This window comes from Kitasatospora sp. MAP12-44 (assembly GCF_029892095.1).
Lineage (GTDB): Bacteria > Actinomycetota > Actinomycetes > Streptomycetales > Streptomycetaceae > Kitasatospora.
Genome location: NZ_JARZAE010000004.1, coordinates 973,741 through 994,683 on the forward strand (window position 1 = coordinate 973,741; position 20,943 = coordinate 994,683).

The 20,943-nt window shown below is 61.5% G+C and carries 21 protein-coding genes; all 21 read right to left on the minus strand.

The window, feature by feature from the left end:
• Positions 1 to 47 precede the first annotated feature (47 nt).
• On the minus strand, positions 48 to 578 hold the full coding sequence (locus P3T34_RS05230; protein WP_280664801.1) for a hypothetical protein: 531 nt from the start codon (positions 576 to 578) through the stop codon (positions 48 to 50).
• Positions 579 to 719: 141 nt separating this feature from the next.
• Positions 720 to 1,010: a hypothetical protein gene (locus tag P3T34_RS05235; protein WP_280664802.1), complete on the minus strand. Its 291-nt coding sequence runs from the start codon at positions 1,008 to 1,010 to the stop codon at positions 720 to 722.
• Positions 1,011 to 1,020: 10 nt separating this feature from the next.
• A complete protein-coding gene (locus tag P3T34_RS05240) occupies positions 1,021 to 1,254 on the minus strand; it encodes a hypothetical protein (protein ID WP_280664803.1) in 234 nt (77 codons plus the stop codon).
• A gap of 31 nt (positions 1,255 to 1,285) precedes the next feature.
• Entirely contained in the window at positions 1,286 to 1,984 is a 699-nt protein-coding gene (locus P3T34_RS05245; protein ID WP_280664804.1) for a hypothetical protein, read from the minus strand.
• 124 nt (positions 1,985 to 2,108) lie between these two features.
• Positions 2,109 to 2,888, minus strand: a complete 780-nt coding sequence (locus P3T34_RS05250; protein WP_280664805.1) for an N-acetylmuramoyl-L-alanine amidase — start codon at positions 2,886 to 2,888, stop codon at positions 2,109 to 2,111.
• 29 nt (positions 2,889 to 2,917) lie between these two features.
• Positions 2,918 to 3,757 carry a hypothetical protein gene (locus P3T34_RS05255; RefSeq protein WP_280664806.1) on the minus strand — a complete coding sequence of 280 codons (840 nt, stop codon included), beginning with the start codon at positions 3,755 to 3,757 and terminating at the stop codon, positions 2,918 to 2,920.
• Between the two features lie 1,225 nt (positions 3,758 to 4,982).
• On the minus strand, positions 4,983 to 6,731 hold the full coding sequence (locus tag P3T34_RS05260) for a hypothetical protein (protein WP_280664807.1): 1,749 nt from the start codon (positions 6,729 to 6,731) through the stop codon (positions 4,983 to 4,985).
• 221 nt (positions 6,732 to 6,952) lie between these two features.
• Positions 6,953 to 7,225: a hypothetical protein gene (locus P3T34_RS05265; RefSeq protein WP_280664808.1), complete on the minus strand. Its 273-nt coding sequence runs from the start codon at positions 7,223 to 7,225 to the stop codon at positions 6,953 to 6,955.
• Positions 7,222 to 7,461 (minus strand): hypothetical protein, encoded by a 240-nt coding sequence (locus tag P3T34_RS05270; RefSeq protein ID WP_280664809.1) that lies wholly within the window; start codon positions 7,459 to 7,461, stop codon positions 7,222 to 7,224. The genes P3T34_RS05265 and P3T34_RS05270 overlap by 4 nt, the downstream gene beginning before the upstream one ends.
• 262 nt (positions 7,462 to 7,723) lie before the next feature.
• On the minus strand, positions 7,724 to 7,963 hold the full coding sequence (locus P3T34_RS05275) for a hypothetical protein (RefSeq protein WP_280664810.1): 240 nt from the start codon (positions 7,961 to 7,963) through the stop codon (positions 7,724 to 7,726).
• A 13-nt stretch (positions 7,964 to 7,976) separates the two neighbouring features.
• A complete protein-coding gene (locus tag P3T34_RS05280) occupies positions 7,977 to 8,510 on the minus strand; it encodes a hypothetical protein (RefSeq protein ID WP_280664811.1) in 534 nt (177 codons plus the stop codon).
• A gap of 12 nt (positions 8,511 to 8,522) precedes the next feature.
• The gene (locus P3T34_RS05285; protein WP_280664812.1) at positions 8,523 to 11,333 is read right to left on the minus strand and encodes a hypothetical protein; all 2,811 of its coding nucleotides are present in this window, start codon (positions 11,331 to 11,333) and stop codon (positions 8,523 to 8,525) included.
• Between the two features lie 53 nt (positions 11,334 to 11,386).
• Entirely contained in the window at positions 11,387 to 13,693 is a 2,307-nt protein-coding gene (locus tag P3T34_RS05290) for a phage tail tape measure protein (RefSeq protein ID WP_280664813.1), read from the minus strand.
• A 145-nt stretch (positions 13,694 to 13,838) separates the two neighbouring features.
• A complete protein-coding gene (locus P3T34_RS05295) occupies positions 13,839 to 14,330 on the minus strand; it encodes a hypothetical protein (RefSeq protein WP_280664814.1) in 492 nt (163 codons plus the stop codon).
• Between the two features lie 195 nt (positions 14,331 to 14,525).
• Positions 14,526 to 14,954 (minus strand): hypothetical protein, encoded by a 429-nt coding sequence (locus P3T34_RS05300; RefSeq protein WP_280664815.1) that lies wholly within the window; start codon positions 14,952 to 14,954, stop codon positions 14,526 to 14,528.
• Complete coding sequence (locus P3T34_RS05305) at positions 14,951 to 15,922, minus strand: phage tail tube protein (RefSeq protein ID WP_280664816.1); 972 nt, start codon at positions 15,920 to 15,922, stop codon at positions 14,951 to 14,953. Before P3T34_RS05305 ends, P3T34_RS05300 begins: the two co-directional genes overlap by 4 nt.
• Before the next feature lie 230 nt (positions 15,923 to 16,152).
• Complete coding sequence (locus P3T34_RS05310) at positions 16,153 to 16,620, minus strand: hypothetical protein (RefSeq protein ID WP_280664817.1); 468 nt, start codon at positions 16,618 to 16,620, stop codon at positions 16,153 to 16,155.
• Positions 16,620 to 17,504, minus strand: a complete 885-nt coding sequence (locus tag P3T34_RS05315; RefSeq protein ID WP_280664818.1) for a head-tail connector protein — start codon at positions 17,502 to 17,504, stop codon at positions 16,620 to 16,622. The genes P3T34_RS05310 and P3T34_RS05315 overlap by 1 nt, the downstream gene beginning before the upstream one ends.
• A gap of 141 nt (positions 17,505 to 17,645) precedes the next feature.
• Positions 17,646 to 18,986 carry a phage major capsid protein gene (locus P3T34_RS05320; protein ID WP_280664819.1) on the minus strand — a complete coding sequence of 447 codons (1,341 nt, stop codon included), beginning with the start codon at positions 18,984 to 18,986 and terminating at the stop codon, positions 17,646 to 17,648.
• A 44-nt stretch (positions 18,987 to 19,030) separates the two neighbouring features.
• A complete protein-coding gene (locus tag P3T34_RS05325) occupies positions 19,031 to 19,741 on the minus strand; it encodes an HK97 family phage prohead protease (RefSeq protein ID WP_348534749.1) in 711 nt (236 codons plus the stop codon).
• Positions 19,738 to 20,847: a phage portal protein gene (locus tag P3T34_RS05330; protein WP_280664820.1), complete on the minus strand. Its 1,110-nt coding sequence runs from the start codon at positions 20,845 to 20,847 to the stop codon at positions 19,738 to 19,740. The genes P3T34_RS05325 and P3T34_RS05330 overlap by 4 nt, the downstream gene beginning before the upstream one ends.
• Between the last annotated feature and the right edge of the window lie 96 nt (positions 20,848 to 20,943).

Below are 20,943 nucleotides of genomic sequence, written 5' to 3' on the forward strand. Positions count from 1 at the left end.
CATCGGGTGAACCCGGGCCGAAACGGACATTGCAGGCGCCGCGGAACCTACAGAAAGTAACCAAAGGTCGTGAACCCGAAGGCTGCTCGGAGATCCACCAGCAGGCGGGCGAAGTCGGAGAGCCGGACCGTGAAGTACCAACGCCCCGTATCCAGCCCCCGAGTTGAGAGCGTGAATCCGTAACTCCCGCACATCTCACGAGAGTTGAGATTGAGCATCAGGCGTGCACGTGTCCACGTAGGCACGTCGAAGCACACTCGGCCGAAGGCAGTGCCCTTGCCCCGGGTCTTCAATACCGCGACCCCGTAAGGGTATCCGGCATGCATGGCCTCAACTCGCGCTTGCCGTAGGAAAGTTGGGACGGCCGGTGATGCCACGTCCTTGCACTCAAGCACGAAGGGAACGGCCCACACGTCCCCGACGTCAGCCGCTCCCTCCTGGGCCGGTCGCCGGATGTTCAACGCCGAGAACGGGTCTGCGAACACGCCAGCGTCGTTGAGAAGTCCTAGGCGCTGATTCAGGAAATCCCGCACGGCGCTTTCCCATGCGGTTCCCTTGGCCTTGTTTCGATTAGCCACGGGGGCGCCTCCCGCCCAACTTCCATTGAATGGCCAGCAGTTGGCCGACGACTACCCATAGCGGATCAATGTGCATTCTTGCTCCCTCAAATGAGAAAGGGCCGGACAGTACCCGGGTAGGTACCATCCGGCCCATTGGCCTTAGTCGAAGTCCGGCGCCACGTCGGCAACATCCGGGGTGACTAGCCGCACGTGCTCGGCGGCAATCCATTCCTTGCGAAGCGTCCGGCGCTTCACAAAGCCGGATTCCTGGCCGGTCGGCTGGACTAGCAGCATCGGCCGGAGCCTGCCATCTAGAAGCCGCGTACTGACGCGCCGCACGATCGCGTCAGCCATCCGAACTCGGTTGCCCTGACGGGCCGCGTAGGTGATCAGATCGCCGGGGTAAAGCTCATCCCCGGCGTAGTCGGCAACAACGCCCCTCTTGCCCATTCGTATCCCCTTAGCCCAGGAAGGAAGTCATGAGAACGGCGTGCGGGGTCTCGCGCCCGTCGGTCAGCTTCTCGGCGCGGGCATTCGAGCCGTCCGCCTTGAAGCCGGGGAACAGTGCGTAACCCTCGTCGGATGCCTTCGTGACAAGCTCTAGAGCCTGCCGACGGCCGGACGCCCGGACGATCGCAGCGTCATACTCGCCGATGTCCGCAGCGTCAGTGCGGGTCACAAGATAGAAAGCCATGGAGCATCACCTAAGTTAGTCGAAGGGTTGGTTAGCGGGGGTCGGCAATCGCGTCACTGTGAGACTTAATGACTCGGATCACGGGCTTGAAGTAGCTCACGTGCCGACCCTTCTTCGTCTCATACTCGACATGCTCTAGGGTCAGCTCGCAGAGTGCCGGACCGTCGATGCGGGAAAGGGCAGCGTCGTACTCGTGCAGCACCTCAGCCATCGACCAACTACCGGTTTGGAAACGGAATTTGCCTAGCTCGGTGTCGTCGGCGAGCCGGAAAGTGACGGAGATCGAGGGGGCAGGACCCATAAAGTCGTTGGCTGCCTGCTTGCGCTCGGCGAACAGCTCGGGGCAGCCGCACGGACGCCCCTTCTTTTCCTCTGGGGAAAGGTGCTGGACACCATCACAGTGATGAACCAACTTATTCCGATTCCAGAGCTTCATGTCCGCGTAGATGGCTTCCGGGCCATCCAGGACGGCAAGCACGGAACCCTTCTCGGTGAGAATCTGAATGAAGTTCTCGGAAGTGGAATCGGTCTCTTCCGGAGTTCCGCCGAATAGCTCGGCGATTGCGGCGGCTACCTCCGGATCTCCGGTGGTCACTCGCCACTCGCTGATTGCCTTCGGGAGACCATCGACGGAGATGCCGGAATGGAATCGGCCCACCGTGTCATCACTGAAGGTCTGTCGGGCCTTCGGCCGTGCGTCCGGGTCGGTCTCGAAGATGCGTAGGGCCAAATCAACTCCCGTGGTAGGCACTGAGCTTGCGCTCTTTCTCATCCCCCAGGGAGCACAGTCGTTGCCGAAAACAGCGAAGGCCCCCCGGCAGCCGAAGCCGCTAGGGAGCCTTGCTAGTTGGGTCTTAGGTGACCGGCGAAGTCCACGCGGCAGACCAGGTGACCGGCCCAACCACACCGTCTGCGGTCAGCCCCTTCTCAGACTGAAATGCCTTGCAGACGTTGGCACTTGCCGGGCCGTACCAGCCGTCTGCGGTGATGTTCCAACCCCGGTCCTTCATGCGCTGCTGCCACGTCTGCACGTTGCCGTCATGGAGCATCGGAGACCGCAGGCTCAGGTACTCGCCGGGCCACGCCGGGCCGGACGGGGCAGGCGCCGGAGCGGGGGCCGGAGCGGGGGCAGGCTGACCGGTCAGCTGAGCCGCACGCGCGATGATCTCCGGACGCTGATTCTTGATCGGGTCGCCGGGGCAGCCGAAGTGACCACCCCAAGAATCGCCACCCATTCCGTGCCAGCCAACGCCGGTCCCGTTGGGGTCATCAGTGCTCTGGAGAGGGATGCCGTAGGTCGAGTGCAGCCACGCCAGCAGACGGGCCGCATTCTCGATCTGAGAGGGGGTTAGCGCGTCCGGCGGGGTTCCCTCGTTCTCAATGGAAACCCAGTGCCGATTGCCTGCCATCTCAGCCCACGCGGCATCTTCGGTATCGACCAGCTGACGGAGATTGCCGGTCTTCGGGTTCAGGAAGTGCGCGGAAGCCTGAGACTCAGGATTGGTGAACCATGCCTCGGAACCGGACTCGGTCCCATCCTGAATGTGCAGCACTAGGCCGCGATGCTCCACCATCCCGCCCGGGTAGAGATTCGGGGTCGGGCCAATCCAGTCAGCGCCGGAGAAACGTGCCAAGGGAAATCCTTTTGCAGAAGGGTTGGGGATTACTTGCCGCGCCGCTGGGTGCCGGTCACAAGCCGCTTCGCAGAACGGGCGATTGCCCGACCTAGCACGGTCTTGCTGACATCACGGTCCCAATCGAAAATGCGACGGAGAGAGAGGAAAAACGAGAACACTTCCCAGTCGATTCGAACCGGGATGAATGACCAGCCATCCGGGGTGATATGGAGAACGGCGCCAGCATCCACATGCGGCATAGGATCACTGGTGCCGTTCGGCGAGATCATGCGGTCGGCATGCGCGTAGGCCGAGAGCTGCAACGCGACTTCGGCGTGAGTGTCCTTCGAGGTTTTCCAGTCGCACATGAAGACGTGCGGCTCGCCGGAGCGATCAGGGGTCGGGATGCCTTCGACATCTAGCCAGACGCGCAGGATCGCATCAAATGACCCGGCATACTGATATTCGTCAGACCACGCCACGTCTTCAGCATGGATTAGCTCGGGGTTGACCGTGGCCAGGAAGTCGGCAAAGTGCGCCCGGTACGGCTCTACGTCGGGGTGAACGTGGCCGATTGCCTCACCTCGGATCATGCGCTCGAAAAGGTCGTGAGCGTCAGAGCCGATGTTCGCGCGAATCTTGGTGTAGCGCCTAGAGGCACCCTTGAGATAGTCGATTGCCCCATCTCGGTCTAGCTCGGCCATCCGCTGAATGACCGGCAGCGAGTCTACGGCTAGCTCAGCGGTCATCTTCGCTGCCCAGAAACTCAGGAATGGCTTCGGCAACATATTGATAACCGACGTGACGCCGGGCAGCTTCACGGCGCCGTCTATCGGGGAAATGTAGAAGCGGCTTCCGCCACGCTGAATCGTGCGAACCTTGCCCAAGTGGGCACCCCCTCGGATGGATGATCTGTCATCCACCAGGGAGCACAGTCGTTGCCGACGGGACTCGAAGCATCAACTAACTTAGTCGATGCCTCCCAGAAGCCCTGTGCGCCCGTCTGCGGGCATGAAGAAGCCCCGCCGGACCACAGGGGTCAGACGGGGCTCAGAGGGCCGCTACAGGGCGCCTAGGGGGCCTAGGGGGCCTCTCAGGCTTCGTACGGGGAAGCGTCGTTCAACGTAGCCGCCACGCGTTCGGCTACGTCCCGATGTTCCCAGACACCAACGGTCCGAACGCCACCCTTGGGGCCACGTCGGCGCACGGCGAACCGACCCCCCTGGGGAAGGACTGAATATACGATGCGTGCGGACTTCTCAGTCATCACGTGTCCGCCCCCTCGTCCACATTCCACACGGTGACCGACCCAACTCCGAAAACGAGCCGATCGAAGGACCGCAGCGCCTCGGGGAGATGCGCGTCACAGGCGTACTCATCTACCTTGCTTCGTCCGCTCCCATTCTCCGTCTGTCGGACTGCGCGGAAGGTGGCAGGCTCCCCACAGTCGAAACACACACTTCGGTCGTCTTCGGGGCACTCGCTGCCATCATCCCAATTCTCGGGGATGTGACGGTCTAGATCTGCGTTCTCTCGGTGATCCACAGACTCTCTCCCAGCCTTCGAGGGGCCCGCCCGACCATCTAGCCGGGCGGGTACTGCACGGGCCGCTACAGGACGGCTAGGGGGCTTCTTGCTGGGCTTGCGCGTCCCCTAGGGTCATCTCCCATGACAGTGAGAGACCGCCGGACTTTTCCTCGATCCATGTCAGAAACTCGGGCATGGTGTCGCACCGGCGAGCGGCATCCCAGACCACGAACCACGCAGTCTGCTGTGGGACGCTCCATGGGCTTTGCTTCTCGGTCACTGCTATTCCCCTTCCCTGGGCATCGACTAAGCTAGTCGATGCTCGAAACGCCGGTCACCTGATACTCGAAGTTCCCGTGAATCACGGGCTCTCCGGCGGCCAGCTGCTCTAATAGCGCGGACTCATTTCCCGTCCACCCGTCGGCGCGAAGCATGATCAGTAGAAGTCCCGCCCCTTCGTCTGCGGTGGCGGCAGGCTTCGAGAATCCGCCCGGCCCATTCAGTCTGCGTGCTACTGCCTCAAACATGGGTCTCCCTAGAGAACCGGCCCCGCACCTTTCGCTAGGTACGGGGCCGGTTGCGGGCTCAGCTCTCGGTTTCGGGGGTCTCAAGGATCAGCCGAAGCCGGTTCGCCTTGTCGGCGAGTTCCGCGAGTTCCTTCGCCAAAGCTTCCCGCGCTTCCTTCGTCAGCTTGTGCGTCCGCCGCTTCTCGGCCTTCTTAAGGTCGATCTTGTCGATAGCCTTGGTTGCCTGCGTCAGGGCCACGAATTCCGGAGCTTCGGCGGACTCGTCCGACTCGTCTTCCTGGCCACCGTCGGCGCCGTCACCATCTTCGGGCTCTTCGTCGCCGGAGCCGACAGCCACCGGACCGGTTCCACTGGTCAGCTCGACATTAAGCGACCACTTGAAGTCGTAGAACTTGTGGACGGCTTCCGCCGCGCTCAGCTCGGGGTTCGCCTCAAGAATCTTTGCGTACTTTGCGGCTTCCTCCGGGCTGTGATCCAGAGCGCGAACGTAAGTCGGCATTGCGTTGTTCGTGATTTGGTTCTGCGTGGACTTCTTCAGGCCAGCCAGGTCCCGGCGGATTTCGGCTTCTTCGTCTTCGGTGAACGCGCGCCCGCTCGCTGCTGCTGTCGCCTTCGCGTTCGCGATGATCTCCTCTGCGGACTCATCGAAGGTGGCTGAGAAGCTGTCTCGGCTCTCCTGGCGACGTCCCTTCAGGTCCGGCTCGCCAGTGGGAAGTGAGACCAACGTGCGCTGCTCGATCACCCGATCGGCAAGCTCGCGGGCAAGCTTCGCGGTTTCCTTTACCGCAGCGTACCTAGCGGCAATAGCGCTGGTGTTCCGGTCAACGAGGGTCTTCATTCCCTCGATCTTCTGCCAGCCCGGAACCTGCTCGCTGGCGAGCGTGACCGTGCCCTCAATCACGGCGGGTGCGGTCTCAGGGGCCTTCGCGGCGGCAGCCTTCTTCAGCGCCGCACGGAGCTGCACACGGACACCCGTAGCAGCCTTGCCGATCAGCTTCTCAGTATCCGAAGCGAAGCTCTTCACGTCGTCGCCCGCAACGGCCTTACGGATCATCACTTCCATGTTCGCGATGATCTGCTCGGCCTTTTCCCGCTGAGCCGGGGTGAGCGCGGCGAGCTTCTTTTCGAACTCCTCGGAGCGGAGATCCGACAGGATGGCCGCCGGGATCTCGGCCTCTGCGCTCTCGGTCTCAGCCGGGGTCTCTACGGTGGTCTCGGTCACGGTCTCATCCTTTGTCGGCATGTCGGCTTCCTTGCTCTTCGGGGTGTAGTTCAACCCGGGGATGGTTGCGAGTACCTCACGAGTGGGAAACGGGCGACCGGGCGCCTTCTTCCCGCACGCCTGGCAGATCTTCGTGTCGTCGCCCGGGGTGATCGGGCGCTGAACATACGGAGCATTCTTGCCGCAGACGGAAGTCTCCGACCCCTTCGGCAGCAAGTGCGGAACACCCGAGCGTCCGGGGCTCACATTGGACAGAGCGTGAGTCTCGGCCAAGTGCTCGAAGTGCAGCACTCGATAGACGGCGGGCGCCAGGTTCTCAGCCTTCGGCATTTCTTCCTCTCCAGCTACGGCGGTCTCGGGGGTCTCGCCTTCGATCTTCTTTTCCACAGCAGTGGTGTCGATCCCGGAAGGCACAAGGCCCTTAAGGCACGACTTGCAGTCAACCGGCTTGCCGGTGCTCTTGTACTCCACGGAGCCGCTGTGCTGCGAGAGTTCACGGCACGACGGGAAATTGGCGCCGAGACCTGCACCCCAGGGGGCGTGAACCTTGCCGCCCTTGACGCTTACCAGGTTGTTGGCGCTCATGTTCTCTCCCCCTACCCCGCTCGGCCCGTTGCCGTGCTGTGGGCACAACTGTACGCCCCTGACGTCCCGTCGGCAAGCGGACACGCGTTCGGACCTTCGACTAACTTAGTCGATGCCCAAACGCAAAAAGGCCCCCGCCGAAGCGGGGGCCTGCAATGTTGCGCGGATCGTCAGATCACCTGACTACACGTCAATCCTCGTTCAAGTGACGCGAGTTGAGATCACGCTAGGTGGGACTCGGGGCCCGAGGGGGTCGACGGACGGACCGGGACGGCAGCCTTCACGTCCCTCTCGACGGCAGCCGCGATGCCGTGCTTGGCCACGTAGCCAGCCACGAAGGTCACTGCCGCAGTGATCACGGACTCAATGAGACCTTCAATGTCCGGCGTGATGGTGCCGTGCCAAATGTGCGGCGCGACGATCGAGAAGACCAGCGTAGAAATGCCGGTCGCTACGGTGCTGGCAGTTACCTTGCCGGAAATGGGGCCGATCATTCGGCGCTCTCCTTTTCTAGGTGAAGCTCGGTCAGCAGGTGGTGAATTCGCTCGGCCATATGCCGGTTCTTTCGTGCCTCACCGTGGGCAGCAGTGGCAGCACCCGCAGCAATGCACGCGCCGATGGCACTTGCAATGTTCGTCCAGTTTCCGCCGATCAGCTCGGAGAATGCGGACGGCCGAAAAGAGCCGGTGCCGGGGATTAGCGGGACGGCGATTAGCCAGACGCCGAGCACTCCGAGAAACAGGATGTGCGCCTTATGGGCGAGAGCCCGGGGAACGGCTTCTAGGGCCCGGTCTACGCGGCTCTTCGGCGGGGTCGGGGGTAGGTCAGTTAGGGACAGGGTTTCTCCTTCTTCGCCCCCTAGGGAGCACAGACGTTGCCGACTGAGAGCGGCTACTCTCCGTACTTTCCGCAGTGGTCGTGATGTCCGTTTCGGCCCGGCTTCACCCGATGCCGGCATAACCGCGGGATATACAGAGAGTGACAAACGGGGCCTACTTGCGCATGGACGAGAAAAGGGCCGCGCCGGTCGCTAGAGCGCCGGAAAAGGCAGCGATCGGCAGCCCGTATTTCCAGCGCTCTAGACCCCTTAGGCGCTCTTCGTGGTCGGTCAGCTGAGTATGAACAGTGACGTTCGTCTGAGTCAGCGTGCGGACGTCGTCACGCATGCCGACGATTTCGTCGTAAATCTCGCGCGCCGAGATGACTACCGCGAGCGGGTCAGGTGGGGGCATGGCGACCCTTCGGTTAGGCGTGCGAGAAGCGGCAATAGAGGGAAGAGCGCATAGTTCCGGTAGCGCCTCCCAGTGCGGCGCCGGACCCCTGCCAACCGGAAAGCTCCACGTAGTCATTCACGTTGAGATAGACATCTCGGGGAGCCGTGAGAGCCGAAGTCTCGAACCCGTTTAGGGCAATGGAATAGTTGCTCATTCCGGGGATGGGATTCCCGTTGACCTGGATTTGCGCCGCTCGAATGCTGGTGTTGTTCGGGACTGTCACGAAGTTGCCGCAGATGGTGTACCACCCGGCGACCTGCGCCGTGTACCGGCTGGGGTTAACCGTGTTGCTGTGGCCGCTATAGGTGTCGATAACCGTCGTATCGAAGCTAATAGGCGTCCACGATGAGTTAGGAAGTGCCTGCGATACCGCTTGCGTCCCGACGAATATCGGAGGATTGAGAAGGTAAGTCAAGCCGTTGAAGACATTCGCGTTCCACAGTGCCCCGGTAATGAACTGCCCGGGGACGGCACTCGCGGGAATGGGTATGGGTAGGTTGCTCAATCGGCCTCCCGTCTAGTAGGCGAATGCAGATGAGTCGAAATGGTCGGCGGAATCCCATGCGGTCGGGTCGGTCACACTCCCGGGAAGTGCTTCGCAGATGACAGCGCCGACCGGGTGCGCAATGGCTGAGGGGGCAGTCATGACGATCACGCCGTACGACCAACTCCCCGGCGTCGTCGCGCCAATGTGATCAACCGTGAAGGTCTCGGCATTCGGAGTGCCGGGCTCGATCACAACCTGTTGCCCGTGGCCGATGATTGCGGCTAGCTGCTGCGAGTTGTCGCCGCGCATCGGGGCGACCGGAAAGCCCCACGTCCCAACCGGCTGGGTGGCCCCGTAGATGGCCGAGCGCCAGGCACCGAAGAGCCCGTATGGCGTCTTATCGACCGGCGAGCATTGGAGCGTTAGCCAGGCTTCTCCCTGGTCATCGAACTGCCAATCCAGGTGCTCCACGAAGGCGTCAAGCTGAATCGGCGGAGCCCCGAACGGTCGCCGCATGATGCGGATTCGGGTTCCTAGCTCCATTGCCAGGCAGGCGGGCCACAGCGCTGGATGAGCCGACGGATGGAGCTTGACACCGGTCACACGGGAAAGCGGGTTGTGGTACCTGCTCAGGAGGTAATTCGCGGCATCCTGGCACTCAAACGGTGAGGCGCTGTTTACCGTCCTGGTCATCGTTCGAGGAAAGTAGACCTGCTGGGAATACAGGTCACTTGCCGTAAACGTCTGGCTGGTCGATGGCTGGGTGACCGTGACGAGATTTGCAAGGTGCGTTGAGTCGTAATCGAGAGTCAATTCCTCGTAAGGGAATTCCCCTAGATCGGCCCGTTCCCCGAAAACATACGTGGCGGTTGTCGAGTTGTACCGGTCAGACCGGCTCTTGAAGACGACTGCCCCGGAGCGGTCTACGAAGTGTGCTCCATTCTCGGTGGCGGTCACTTCTTCGAGCGCGGACAGTGCATCCTGTCCGTCCACCTGTGCCGGTCCCATGGCAGTCGTGAGACCGGTCTGAATGTTGGTCGCACCCGTGTATCCGGCCCACCCGAGAATGCGCGCGTATCGCTGGTCGGTCGAGTCTCCGGCGAAAGCGTTCCGCCAGGCCGTGTAAACCGCCGTGATGTCAGCGTCCGAGAAGAGCCCCGGCCACTCACAGACGTAGGAGATATCCCCTTGAAAGTTGTACGCGGTTCCGTGGCCTACTGCGGGGTCCACGAACGCGCCGACATTGTCGGAGATGAGACCGGTAGGGGTCACATTTCCCGACGTGATAAAGGTCTGTGCGACGGCACCATCCTGGGATGCCATTGCGGTTCCATTAGACGCATTCAGGCCGAAGATCAGAAGGTGCCAATTGCCGTCGGCGCAATTGGTAGCGCCGTCGAAATAGACTGTCGTGGCCTGCCCGGTCGGCCCCTCGATATGGAATACCGGTTCACCATTGGTGAATAGGTACAGGTCGATGCGGGAGCCAGACCCGCCGGGCTTCCCATCCATGCACGACCACATTTGAGCGGCAGCCGTCGGCGTCGGCCCCGTGTATCGAAAGGCAATCATTCGCGTGAACGAACTTGGGGTAGCCGGTCCCTTGATTCCGATGGACGAAAGGCTAATGAAGTTCGCGGCACCGATCACGTTCGATCCCGGGTTTGCATTGGCAATCGACACGACGCTACCCGTTGAGCCCGTATAGATCCCACTCGGGGAAGTCGCCGCAATCTTGTTGCCGGATGTGAGACTGCCCGCGCCATACGTGGAAACCCCGATCGGGGCAGCCGGGTTATTCCCGGTAGAGTCCGCGAAGGCTGTCACGTTCTGGGGATCGTCCAGCGCGTACAGGAATCGCGGGCTTCGCCGGTAGATCTCTTCGGTTAGCGGGGCGCGCAAGAGTCGCTGACTCAGCAGCGCAAAAGCGTCAACCCCCGTGGGCTGGACAACGCCGTAGCTGCCACCCTCAGTCCATGCGGAAGGCCAGCGTTCAACGAATCCGGCATACAGCGGGTAGGTAATCCCGGGTACCGTGAATGTGCTCGGCGTGGCGCCTAGCTCTAGCTGCCAGCCGTCCACCTGGATATTCACACTCGCGCCGGGCGTCGATGCCGCCATGAGCCCAACGACCATGCCGCATGCCCCGATTGGAGCTGTGGCAGTAGCCCAAGCCTGAGTCCAGGCGCCGAAGTGTGCGCCGGTGAGCGTGTAGGTTGCCCCGGTCGCGAAAGTAGACATTCCCATGCCCGGCGTGGAGCCGTACCAGCCAATGAATGGCCATACCTGCACCGACGTGTTGAGGTAGGTATTTCGGATCTGCATTTGCATGGTGTATTGGGCACCGGGGATGACACTCGCGGTATTCGTGTAGCAGATCAGCGACCCAGGGCCCGGCATGGTGGCACTGGGAACATTGAACTGAAAGACAGTCCCGCCTTCGAAGGCGGAAGCCGACCCCACCGAAGCCCCCTGGGAAGGGTCGGTAGTCGAGAAGACGTAAGTTCCATCGGTCCCGGTGGCAATTCCCTGGGCTAGCAAATTGGCCGTGGGTGGGTATTGCATCCGAATTCGGAGCGGCTGAAACGGTGAGATATTGCCATACCAGGGACCGGCGGAGTTGCTCGGATCGAGAAAGCCATCCGTGTTCGAGAGGGTTGCCGATAGGGTTCCCGCCTGAACCTGATCTAGCTCATACTGCCTGCCGCGCTGCACCCCTACGGCCTTCATGGTCCGCCGTACAACGTTCACCATGTGATCGGCGGGAATCGCGCCGCCATTGGCAGTCCAGAGGGGGCCCCATGCGTGTTCGACGTTCGGCCAGTTCGGATTTACCGCCATGCGTGAAGCCCCCTCGGGTCACTCGGGAGCATCGACTAACTTAGTCGATGCTCTTAGCGCCGGAACGGCGCATACGTGCTGGTGTTGCGCGCTCCGTTCTGGAGCATGACGCGTTGAATGGTGTTGGCTAGATCCTGGTCTGCCATCACAGAGCCATTCACGGTGACGTGAACGGTGATCTGCTGACCCGTCGTCCCGCTGGCGTCAGCTGCCCCCAGGGGGCCCGCGAAGGCTGGCTCTAGGCCCGCAAGTGTCGGGCTGCCCAGCTGACCCGTCAGGCTGGCCGCTAGGCCCCCTACGGCGCCCGTGGCGACGCCAGCGTGAGCCGCAACGCCTGCCGCGATTCCATGGGGAATCCACTGGCCGATCTCGTCCGCGAAAACCTTCGACGGCGAGTTGATACCTAGAAATGACTTCACGCCGTTCAAGGCGCCCTTTGCGACACCCTTAAGCGCGCTCAGGACTGCACTGCCACCGGCTTCGATGCCCTTTACGAGACCCTGAATGAGTGCGCCACCGGCGTCCCATAGCAGCGTGCCGAAGCTCGAAACCAGCCCGCCCAGGAAGTTCACGATGTCCGTGAATGCCTGCGAGATCAGGCGCCACACGTCCGACAGGGCCTTGCCCCAGTGGCCGGTGACGACGTCGAGGACAACGGCGATGATATTCTCGACGAAGTGCATTCCGAGTTCGACGGCGTTTGAGATATTCGTCCACACGAATTTCACTACCGCGAGTAGGACTTTCCAGCCGGTAGAGAGCACGTCAACCACGATCGCGATTGCGTCTTTCAGCCAGTCGAAGAGAACCTGTGCCAGGACCTTCGTCTCTTCACAGAGAAGTTTCCAGAATGCCGAGATCTCTGCTGAATGGTCCTTCCACCACGAGACCAGTTCCCTGATTCGCGCCATGACCCATTTCAAGACGTTCTTATCCAGCCACTCGGCGGCTTCCTTGACGGCCTTTACGGATACGTCCCAGACCACGCGGAAGGCGGCCATTGCTACGGCCCACCCTTCCCGGAATGCCTTCACGACCCCGGGCGTCTTGGTCTCAACCCACGAATACACCTCGCGCCAGTGCGTCACGAGATACACAAGTCCAGCGGCCAGCGCCATTACGCCTACCACCAGCCAAGTAACCGGGTTGGCGAGAACGGCGCCAGCGAATGCCAGTGCCGAAGCCGTCGCAGCAGCAAGACCGACCACCAGGACCCCGCCGATAGCCGCCCCGAGAAGGATCACAACCTGTCGGTGCTTCTCCAGCCATGTAACGCCCCGCATGAAGACATCAATCATCTTCTCGGCGTACGGCATGAGCGCCGTTCCGATGCGAATTCCGAGAGCTTCGATAGTTGCCCGCGCCTCGGCAATTCGCTGATTGAAAGTCTTCTGAACGTCCGCCCAACCTTCGACGGACTTACCGCCAGCCTTGACGTGCTCGGCAATGGAAGCGGTGTTTTCCTTGAAGGTCTCCATGTGGTCGCCGGTAAGCTGCAACGCGCCCATCATGGATTTGGTGCCACCGACCATTGTTGCCAGTGCACCGATATACGTCTGTTCGGCAGGCTTCAGATTCGCCAAAGCCTTTTGGTACTGGGTGGTGTTTGCCGACGCCTTGCGAAGCGTCTCAATGATGACGGTTCCAGCGGGCCCCATCTTGCTTTGGATTGCGTCGGTAAGCTCGCCCAGGGTGGCCGCTAGGCCCTTCTTTCCGAGATCCTGCGCGACCTGGGTTGCGTTCAATCCGAGCCCGGCCATTTCCTGCGCGGCCTTCGCGGAAGGGTTTGAAAGCTGCCCGATCGTCTGCCGGAGGTAGGTCGCGGCGACGTCCGCAGAAGTACCCTGAGACGTCATGGTTGCCATGGCGCCGAGGATCTCGTTTAGGCCGACGTGAGCGGCGGAAGCAACCGGAAGAATGGAACTCATGGAGCCCGCGAGAGCTTCCATGTTTGTTTTTCCGGCTGCCTCGGTGGCCACCAGCGCGTTCATCACTCCGGTGGCATCAGTTGCCTTCAGTGAATACGCATTTAGGGCGGTAGTCACTGCGTCGGTAACCGGCCCCAACTCGGCCGCACCGACCCGGGCACCCTGTGCCGAGACCTTCAGAACGTTGAGCGCGTCGGCGCCGTGGTAACCGGCGGATTCGACGGTATAGAGGCCAGTGGTTAGCTGCTCGGTGGACATTCCCACCTGGCCAGCCATGTTCAAAACCCCGTCGCCAACCATCTTCATGTTCCGCGCGGATTCGCCCGCGCCTGTCTGAACACGAGTCATGGCGGTCTGGAAATCTGCCGCCATTTCGATGGTCTTCTCGGCGGTGCCTATGGCTGCTTCGCCGACTGCCTTTAGGGCCACCATGGATATGGCGCCGAGTTGGGCCAGGCTGCCCCCACCCTTGGCCTTTACGTCCTCTAGAGCGCTCTTGACGCTGCTAATGGTCGAGTGAAGGCCCCCGGCGTGTCCTACAAATTCAATGAATACCGGAGGAAGAGCCCCCACTCAGTTACCCCCCAGTTTTTGTAGCCTTCTTCCACGCGTCTTCCCAGACCTTTGCGAACTTCGGCTGAGCCTTGTTCACGCCGGGGGCGAAATAAGGGAACTTCGCCTCTACGCGTTTCTTATAGAGGTTCTGCGGTCCGCCAGCACCACCGCTGAAAACGACTCCACTGAATTCCCCTGTGCCGGTATTGCGCGCCTTCTTACTAGACCGAATGCTCTTGAAAAGCGCACCGGCGAAGGTCCCAGGACCGCCCTGCTTGCTCACGACGTGAGGGCTCAGGTTGAGATTGACGCCCATGGCATAGATCTTCGAGCGGCCACGCCGGTCCCATCGGGGTCGGCCACGCATCCCGCTTTTGATGGATGCCTTAGTGGTGCTCTGAACTTTCCGGATAGCCGCTTGGGAAGCCTTATCAACGCGCTTGCGCATGGCTTCTAGTTCGCTATTCGCACCCTCGATGCCGGTAACGCTTCCGGTGATTTCCGAATCACCCATTGGCCTTCTCCTCAACGGCCCGGCGAGCACGCGTCACAGTGTCATCGACGGCTAGAATCCAGTCGAGTCGGACGGCCGGTTCGCTCTCAAGCTCGGACGGGCGGCAGTGCAGCAGAGTACAAAGCCGCCACGTCCGATATTCGTCGGTTGGCAGATCTTCGGCCGAGTACTGAAATGACCCCTCTAGCGCGTAACCTAGACGCCGGAGGGCACGATAGGGGAATCAGCATCCGGGGTCGGCTCGAAGCTCGGTAGAAGATCCTTCAGGTACGGGGAGCACACTGCCCGCAGCGCGTCTAGATCCCGCCCGGGTAGGTCCTGAACGGCGTCAGCAGAGACCGGGAATCCGTAGGACCAGCCCCGCACCATGGCGGCCACCAGGAAGTCATTTAGGGACTCGACAAGTTCGAAGCTGTCACCCATACCGGCGGCAATGTCTGCCTCCTGTTCCGGGGTCAGGGAGTCGCCTGCAAGCTCGGCGGTCTTGACCGCGCCAACGAATGCCGGACGCGCGGCTAGCTCGGCCTGAGTCCGCTTGATAGGCCGTCGCTGGCGCTCGGTCACGTCGGCAACATCGCGAATATCTGCGGTCGCGCCGGACGGAAGGGTTACGTGCTGAGTCACTTGTAAGTACCTGCCACTACGGAGTTCTGAAGGGTTACCTTGATTGGGGAATAGCCACCCGATGCGCCTACGTCGGTGGCGTTTGCCTTCGCGTTGAAGGTCACTCCGATCTCGACATATTCCTTGCCACGCGAAATGTCGGCCTGCCCGTAAATGACGCTCGACATGTGCAGCTTCAGGGAGACCAGAGACGCGCCCGTTCCGGCCTGAAAGGTGAAATCGAGTGAGGTAGTCGCAGTGGTCAGGAAGTTCGTCAGCTGCGACTCATCTTCCATGACAAGGGTCATCTTTCCGGAGACAGTCACCGGGCCGGACCACAGTGCGTGCGGGCTCTGCGAGCCGTCAACGGTCGGGATGATCGCGACCGAGCGCTTAATCGAAATGCTGCCATCCATGAGCGCATGGAACGGCGAGCCACCGATCTGAACGGCGCCAGTCCATGCGGCAAGCGGCTGCACCGACGTAAACGAAGGCGTCGGGGCAGTCGTCGGAATGGACGCAAGCCCAACCGCCTTCGCGCTGTACGTGATCAGCCCATCGGCATTGAACTTGATTTCCAGGTCACTGAACTTCGAGCCGGGATACTGCCGCGTATTGACCGCGTAGAAGTCAGTCAGGGTGTAAGACGGGGGCTGGCCGTCGTTCGCGTTATAGAGGCTGGCAGCGTGGCTGTACGGGGCTGCCGCGCCCGTGGTGGTCAGGTCGCCGAGAACTCCAGTGACCATGAAGCCGAGAATGTCCGGGTAGGCGTCACCGGAGAAATCGAAGGTGGAACTCTTGACGGTAGGAATCTCGTCGTAGAGCTCGGCCATTGCACCGCGAAGGCCCTTGTCTTCAACAAGCTTCACGACGTCCTTAGGCGTCGGGGCGCCCGTGGTCGGAATGAAGAAGCTCGCGGGAGCCGGAACACCAAAGGCCGATTCCTTCGTGATTCCGGTTAGTGTTAGGTGTGATGGGCGTGCGGACAAGAGACCCCCGGTTAGATTCCTAGGTTGGTCGGGTGGAAGTCAGAAGCCTCGGACGCCTGAATCTCAACCGGTCGCCAGCGACCGTCATTCGGCATCTCGTCAAGCTCGACCGTCAGACCCGGCGTTACGGTCACAGAAAGGGATGGGTAATACCGCTCATCCCCGCCCGTGTAGGTGAAAGCAGGCAAATGCGATCCTTCAAGGGGCATCGACTAAGTTAGTCGAAGGGGTCAGATGCGCTGGAAACACTCAACTTCGAGCGTGGTAGTGGCCTGTCGCCCGGCATGATTCTCTTCCCAGGCAACTTCATGGGTCGAGGAAAGCGGGCGAGCCGTGATGACGTTCCCGCCGAGCGTGAGATCCGACCGGACGATAGAGCAAATGGCGTCACAGAGGACAGCAGCGCGACTGTAGGCCCCTTGCGAGTCGTCGCCACCCCGGTACACGTCGATCGTGATTTCCACGGAATACCGTTCATCAATCCATCCGGCGCCGCCACCGCCAACCATGGCACCTAGGCTCAACTGCCTGGATACCTTGCCGATTGCAACGATGTCGTCCGGCTGTTCGGGGCCCGGTTCGTCATAGCAGACCAGTAGCGATGACGTCTTACTGAGTGGGTCGGGTGCGAGCTGGGCTGAGAGCTGCCCGTAAAGCCATGCTCGGACGGCCGTTGCGGTCGAAGAAGGAACGGTCACTATGCAATCCCCGGGGGTCGTCGGTAGCCCTGCCAGAGCTCTACAACGCGTGTAGGCAGCGCAAAGCCGGTGGGAATGGCCTGCACGTCCCCGTCGTATCCAGAGCCGCCGAATCGTGGCCGCCCGCCCTGCTGCGTGAGCTGCCAGAGGTGCCGGACAAGCTCTAGAACGCCGAGCCGGACCGAGTACGGCACCGTGCCGATTCCAGCCGTGTACACAAGCCGGACGTTCTTGCTGCCGAAGGCGAAGAGCGCGGATTCGCCACCGATGGTCCGGCGGGAAATCTCTCCGGTTGCGTAATCCACCGTAAAGGCGAAGGCGTTCATTTGGGAGCCGAGAGGCTGTTCCGTGAGCGTGAATGCGGCTAGCCCGTAGTACTCGGTGCAGCTGAGAACCTTGGAGACCGGGAGCCAGTCAGGGGAAATGGTGGGAACTCCACCACTGAAGAATTCGGTATGCGTCTCGGGGACGAGGGGGCCGCAGTGATCCCGGGCGATATCGGCAGCCGCGAGAATGAACCCTTGCAATTCGTCATCCTGCCGGGTGTCAGTCGTCGGGATGTTGAGATGCGCTTTCACGCTCGCTAGGTCTACTAGCTGTTCGGCGCCAACCGGGCGAACTTGAAACTGTCCCTCGCTGGCGAAGCCGACACCCGTACCGGTTGCAGTCCAGCGGTAGAGCCAGACGCCCGGGGTCGATACACCGACCACAACGGCGCTGTACGCCCCGCTACCGGCCGAACTGACTGCCGGGGTACTGGTGGCCCCAGTGGGGTCCGTGACAGCCAGAGAGGCCGCCACGGGGCCGCTGGCGGGGTTTCCCGTGTCGTCCGTGACCGTGGCGGTAAGCCCTACGTCTTGGCCGACGTAGTAGATCAGGGTCATTTATCACTCTCTGTATATCCCGCGGGCTCGGCCGGCGGAACCTATGTCCGTTTCTGTCCCGATTCTGAGCCCCCGCGGAAAGTACGGAGAGTGACGACAGGGCATCGACTAAATTAGTTGATGCCCTGTCGCCGGGCTCGGCTAGAAGCTGGGGGCGGCAAGACCGGTCCCGCCGATCACGGACAGACTCTGCGGGAATCGGCCAGCCTGGAATGACATGTAGTTGTAGAGTCGAACGAACACACTCAGCTGGTTGGCGTAAGTCTGAGGGAATGCCTCGGCCCGAATGTTGGACTCCCACAGAATCAGGTCGGCAAGGCGACCGACCAGAATCACATCCTGATTGGTGCCCGCGCCACCATTGGTCGGAATCGTGGCATCCACGTAAACCGGAAGCCCCATGATGGAACCCACGAAACCCTGAGAGACCACACCATCCGCGTTGCCCATGGCGTTCATCGGGCCACCGGCGGACGGGACGACTAGCGGACGGTTCTGGCCGTCAAGCTGAGCAACGATCCATGCCCAACGCACCGGGTGCATCACGATGGTGTCGGGCGGCAGGAAGCGCTTCGTGTGGACTAGCTGAATCGCTCCGGCAAGCTTGCTGTACAGCGCGCCGAGAGTCGGGGTCGCGGAGGTGAAGGCTACCGTGTTGGTCCCGACGAGAGTGAAAATGCCGGTCGGCTGACCATTCGAACCCGTGCCACTTAGAACCATAGTATTCAGCTTCACGGCGTAATCGGCTGCTAGATCCTGGAGTACCAGGTCATCCACGTTTAGCGGACTCTGCTCGATCAGCTGAAGAGATACCGTCTGGCCACCGGCAATGGTGGTGACGCCGCTCGAAACGCTCGCGGTGGTTAGGTCAGTCTGCTGAACGGCGGTGTTCTGCGTGGTCTGCTGGGCAGTCGCAGTACCAGTCTGCACCTTGGGAATGTTAATGCTGTCGGTGCCAGCCGGTAGGTCCATGTTCGGGACCAGGTTGGCCGTAATCCGACCCGGGCGAGCGAAGCGAATAAACGCATCCTCTAGCCACTCGGGGGGCACGAATTCCCCCCCGGCGCCGTTCGCGGTGGAGATAGCGCGCTTCTCCAGGTCGGCAGCGCGACCCCGGTCATTCCGGGAAAGGCGGTCGATCGCGTCTCGATCAGCCTTGTTCCTGGCTAGGTGCAGATCTCGGAAGTACGACCGGCCGCGCGGGCCGCTACGGTAGATCTCCGGCTCGCTGGTCACCTTGACCGAGGGGGCATATCGCCGGGTCATCTCGGCGGCAGCGTCGTCCGCGCGAATCTGCGCGTCTAGCTCGGTCGCCCGAGAGTCGATCTCTCGAACCTCGGTCTCAATCTCATCAAATCGGGCCGACTCGGAATCGGCAAGCGCGCGACTTTCGGACTTGGCAGCATCAATCAGCTTGACCAGTTCCGCACTAAGGGCCGCGCGCTTGGCTAGGAGGTCGGCGACTAGGTCGCGCTTATTCAAGAATTCCCCTATGGGTACAGGGCATCGACTAAGTTAGTCGATGCTCAGTGTGAGAGATTCAGCGCGCGCAAGCGGGCCGAGAAGAGAGCTAGGGCGGCTTCCGTCGGGGTGTCGGCACCCTCCGGCGCTTCGCCTAGTTCGCGCATTACCGCCCGAGTGATGTCCGCTCGGGGGTTCAGTGCGCGAAGAGCCTCGATCAGGTCGAGGCTTCGCATGGTGGCGCCAGCAGTCGCCGGATTGGCGCCAAAATTCACAACGGAGACATCCCCCTTGTGTAGATCCAAATCCGTGATGTCCCGCTGGGTATAGTCCGGGCTCCACTCCTGCTGACGGACCCGAAATCCAAAAGACATCTCGTCAACGTCTTTGCGATCCATGGCAATCTGAAGGTCCCTGACGACGCTCTGCCTGGGGTCTAGGTCCGCTTCGACATGCAGCCCGGTCGAGTCCTCGGCGAGCCGCATAGTGCCGCTGCCAGTCCTCGCGAGGGTCATGCCATCATGGTTGAGCTTGAATGGCACATCGGCGCCTTCGGCGAGCGTGCGAGCGAACGCACCGCGCCGAATCACCTCCGAGTACTCACCCATGTAGTCAGCCACCGTGTACGGCGTGTCAGTGACACTCGCATATCCGGTGAAGGTCAGGGTTTCCCCGCCAGTCCCGTTGGCAATCGACGTGAGCTGAACGTCCCGGAATGCGGTGCTGCGGGTTTCGATTGCGCCTGTCTGTCCAGCGCGCGTGGAGAAGTCGTTCAGAGTACCGCCCCCAGAGCGTCGGCGGTCGGTTGAGACTTACCGGCCTGCATATCCTTCATTGGCTTTACATTGGAATTCAGAGGGGCCGCGATATCGTCGCCACCATCAATCGGGGCGTAATTCTCAAGCGCCCGGATCTCATTCGTCGTGAGAATTGCGGCAGAGCGAGCGGCACCATAGACCGCGTATCGGCCAGCGGCATCCGTACGCAATAGTGCGTCCGTGTTGAATCGGGCAGTCTGCGGAGCGGGCAGCATGGCGGACCAAGCATCCTCGAAACGGCCAAGCCACGGACCTAGCGTGTAGGCCAGGAATCCTAGACTTTGCTGTTCAATGCCGGTTCCCCAAGATGTGGTTTTATCTACTTGGCCGAGCATGTGCGGAGGCACACCAAAGAGCGTTGCCATGTCGAGATTCTGCGCCGCCCTCGTACCCAGGAATTGGGCATCATCAGGCGTGACAGAAATGGCCCTCCAGGAAGCTCCACCGCTCAAAATTCCGACGGTGTGTGAGTTCTCCAGGCCGCCATGGGAGGCGGTAAAGCTCTCCTTGAGACCCCGGGCGCGTTCCTTATCGAGATCGCCGGGAACCTCAACGACACCGGTAAGGTGTGCCCCCTTGGCGAAGAATCGCGAGCCGAATTGCTCAGCGGCGAGGCCGAGCCCGATAGCGTTCCGGGCATAGGCAATTACGCTCATGCCGGTAGCGGACTCGGGGTACGAGAGCCCGATGATGTGCACAATGTCGAAGGCATCGACCGGCTTCCGGTCGATCTGATATGAACGCTCACCAGTGCTGTCGAATTCGCAGCGAACACGGTCCGGGTGAATGACGCGAAGGCGGTTCGGTCGTCCCCGTGCATCCCGGGACAAGACCAGCAGGTACGCGTTCCCCCGTAGGAGAAGTGACACCATGCATTGTGAGAGCCCTAGGCGCCGTGTGGGACGCCGGGTGTCGTTCTCCCCGCCGAAAGGGTCGGAGACAATAGGGGGAGGGGGTTCTAGGGTCTTCCTGACGGCTCCCTCGGACCGCACAGCATCAAACGGGAGTCCCGCCACAGCGTCACTGAGAATGCGCACGCATGCCGAAACGGCAATAAGCTGCATTGCCGAATCGTCCGTAACCGGGACGCCAGCGTTCGTGACTGCTGCGAGACTTCCATTCGACGGGATTGCCCAAGGATCACCGGCGCCGGATGGGAT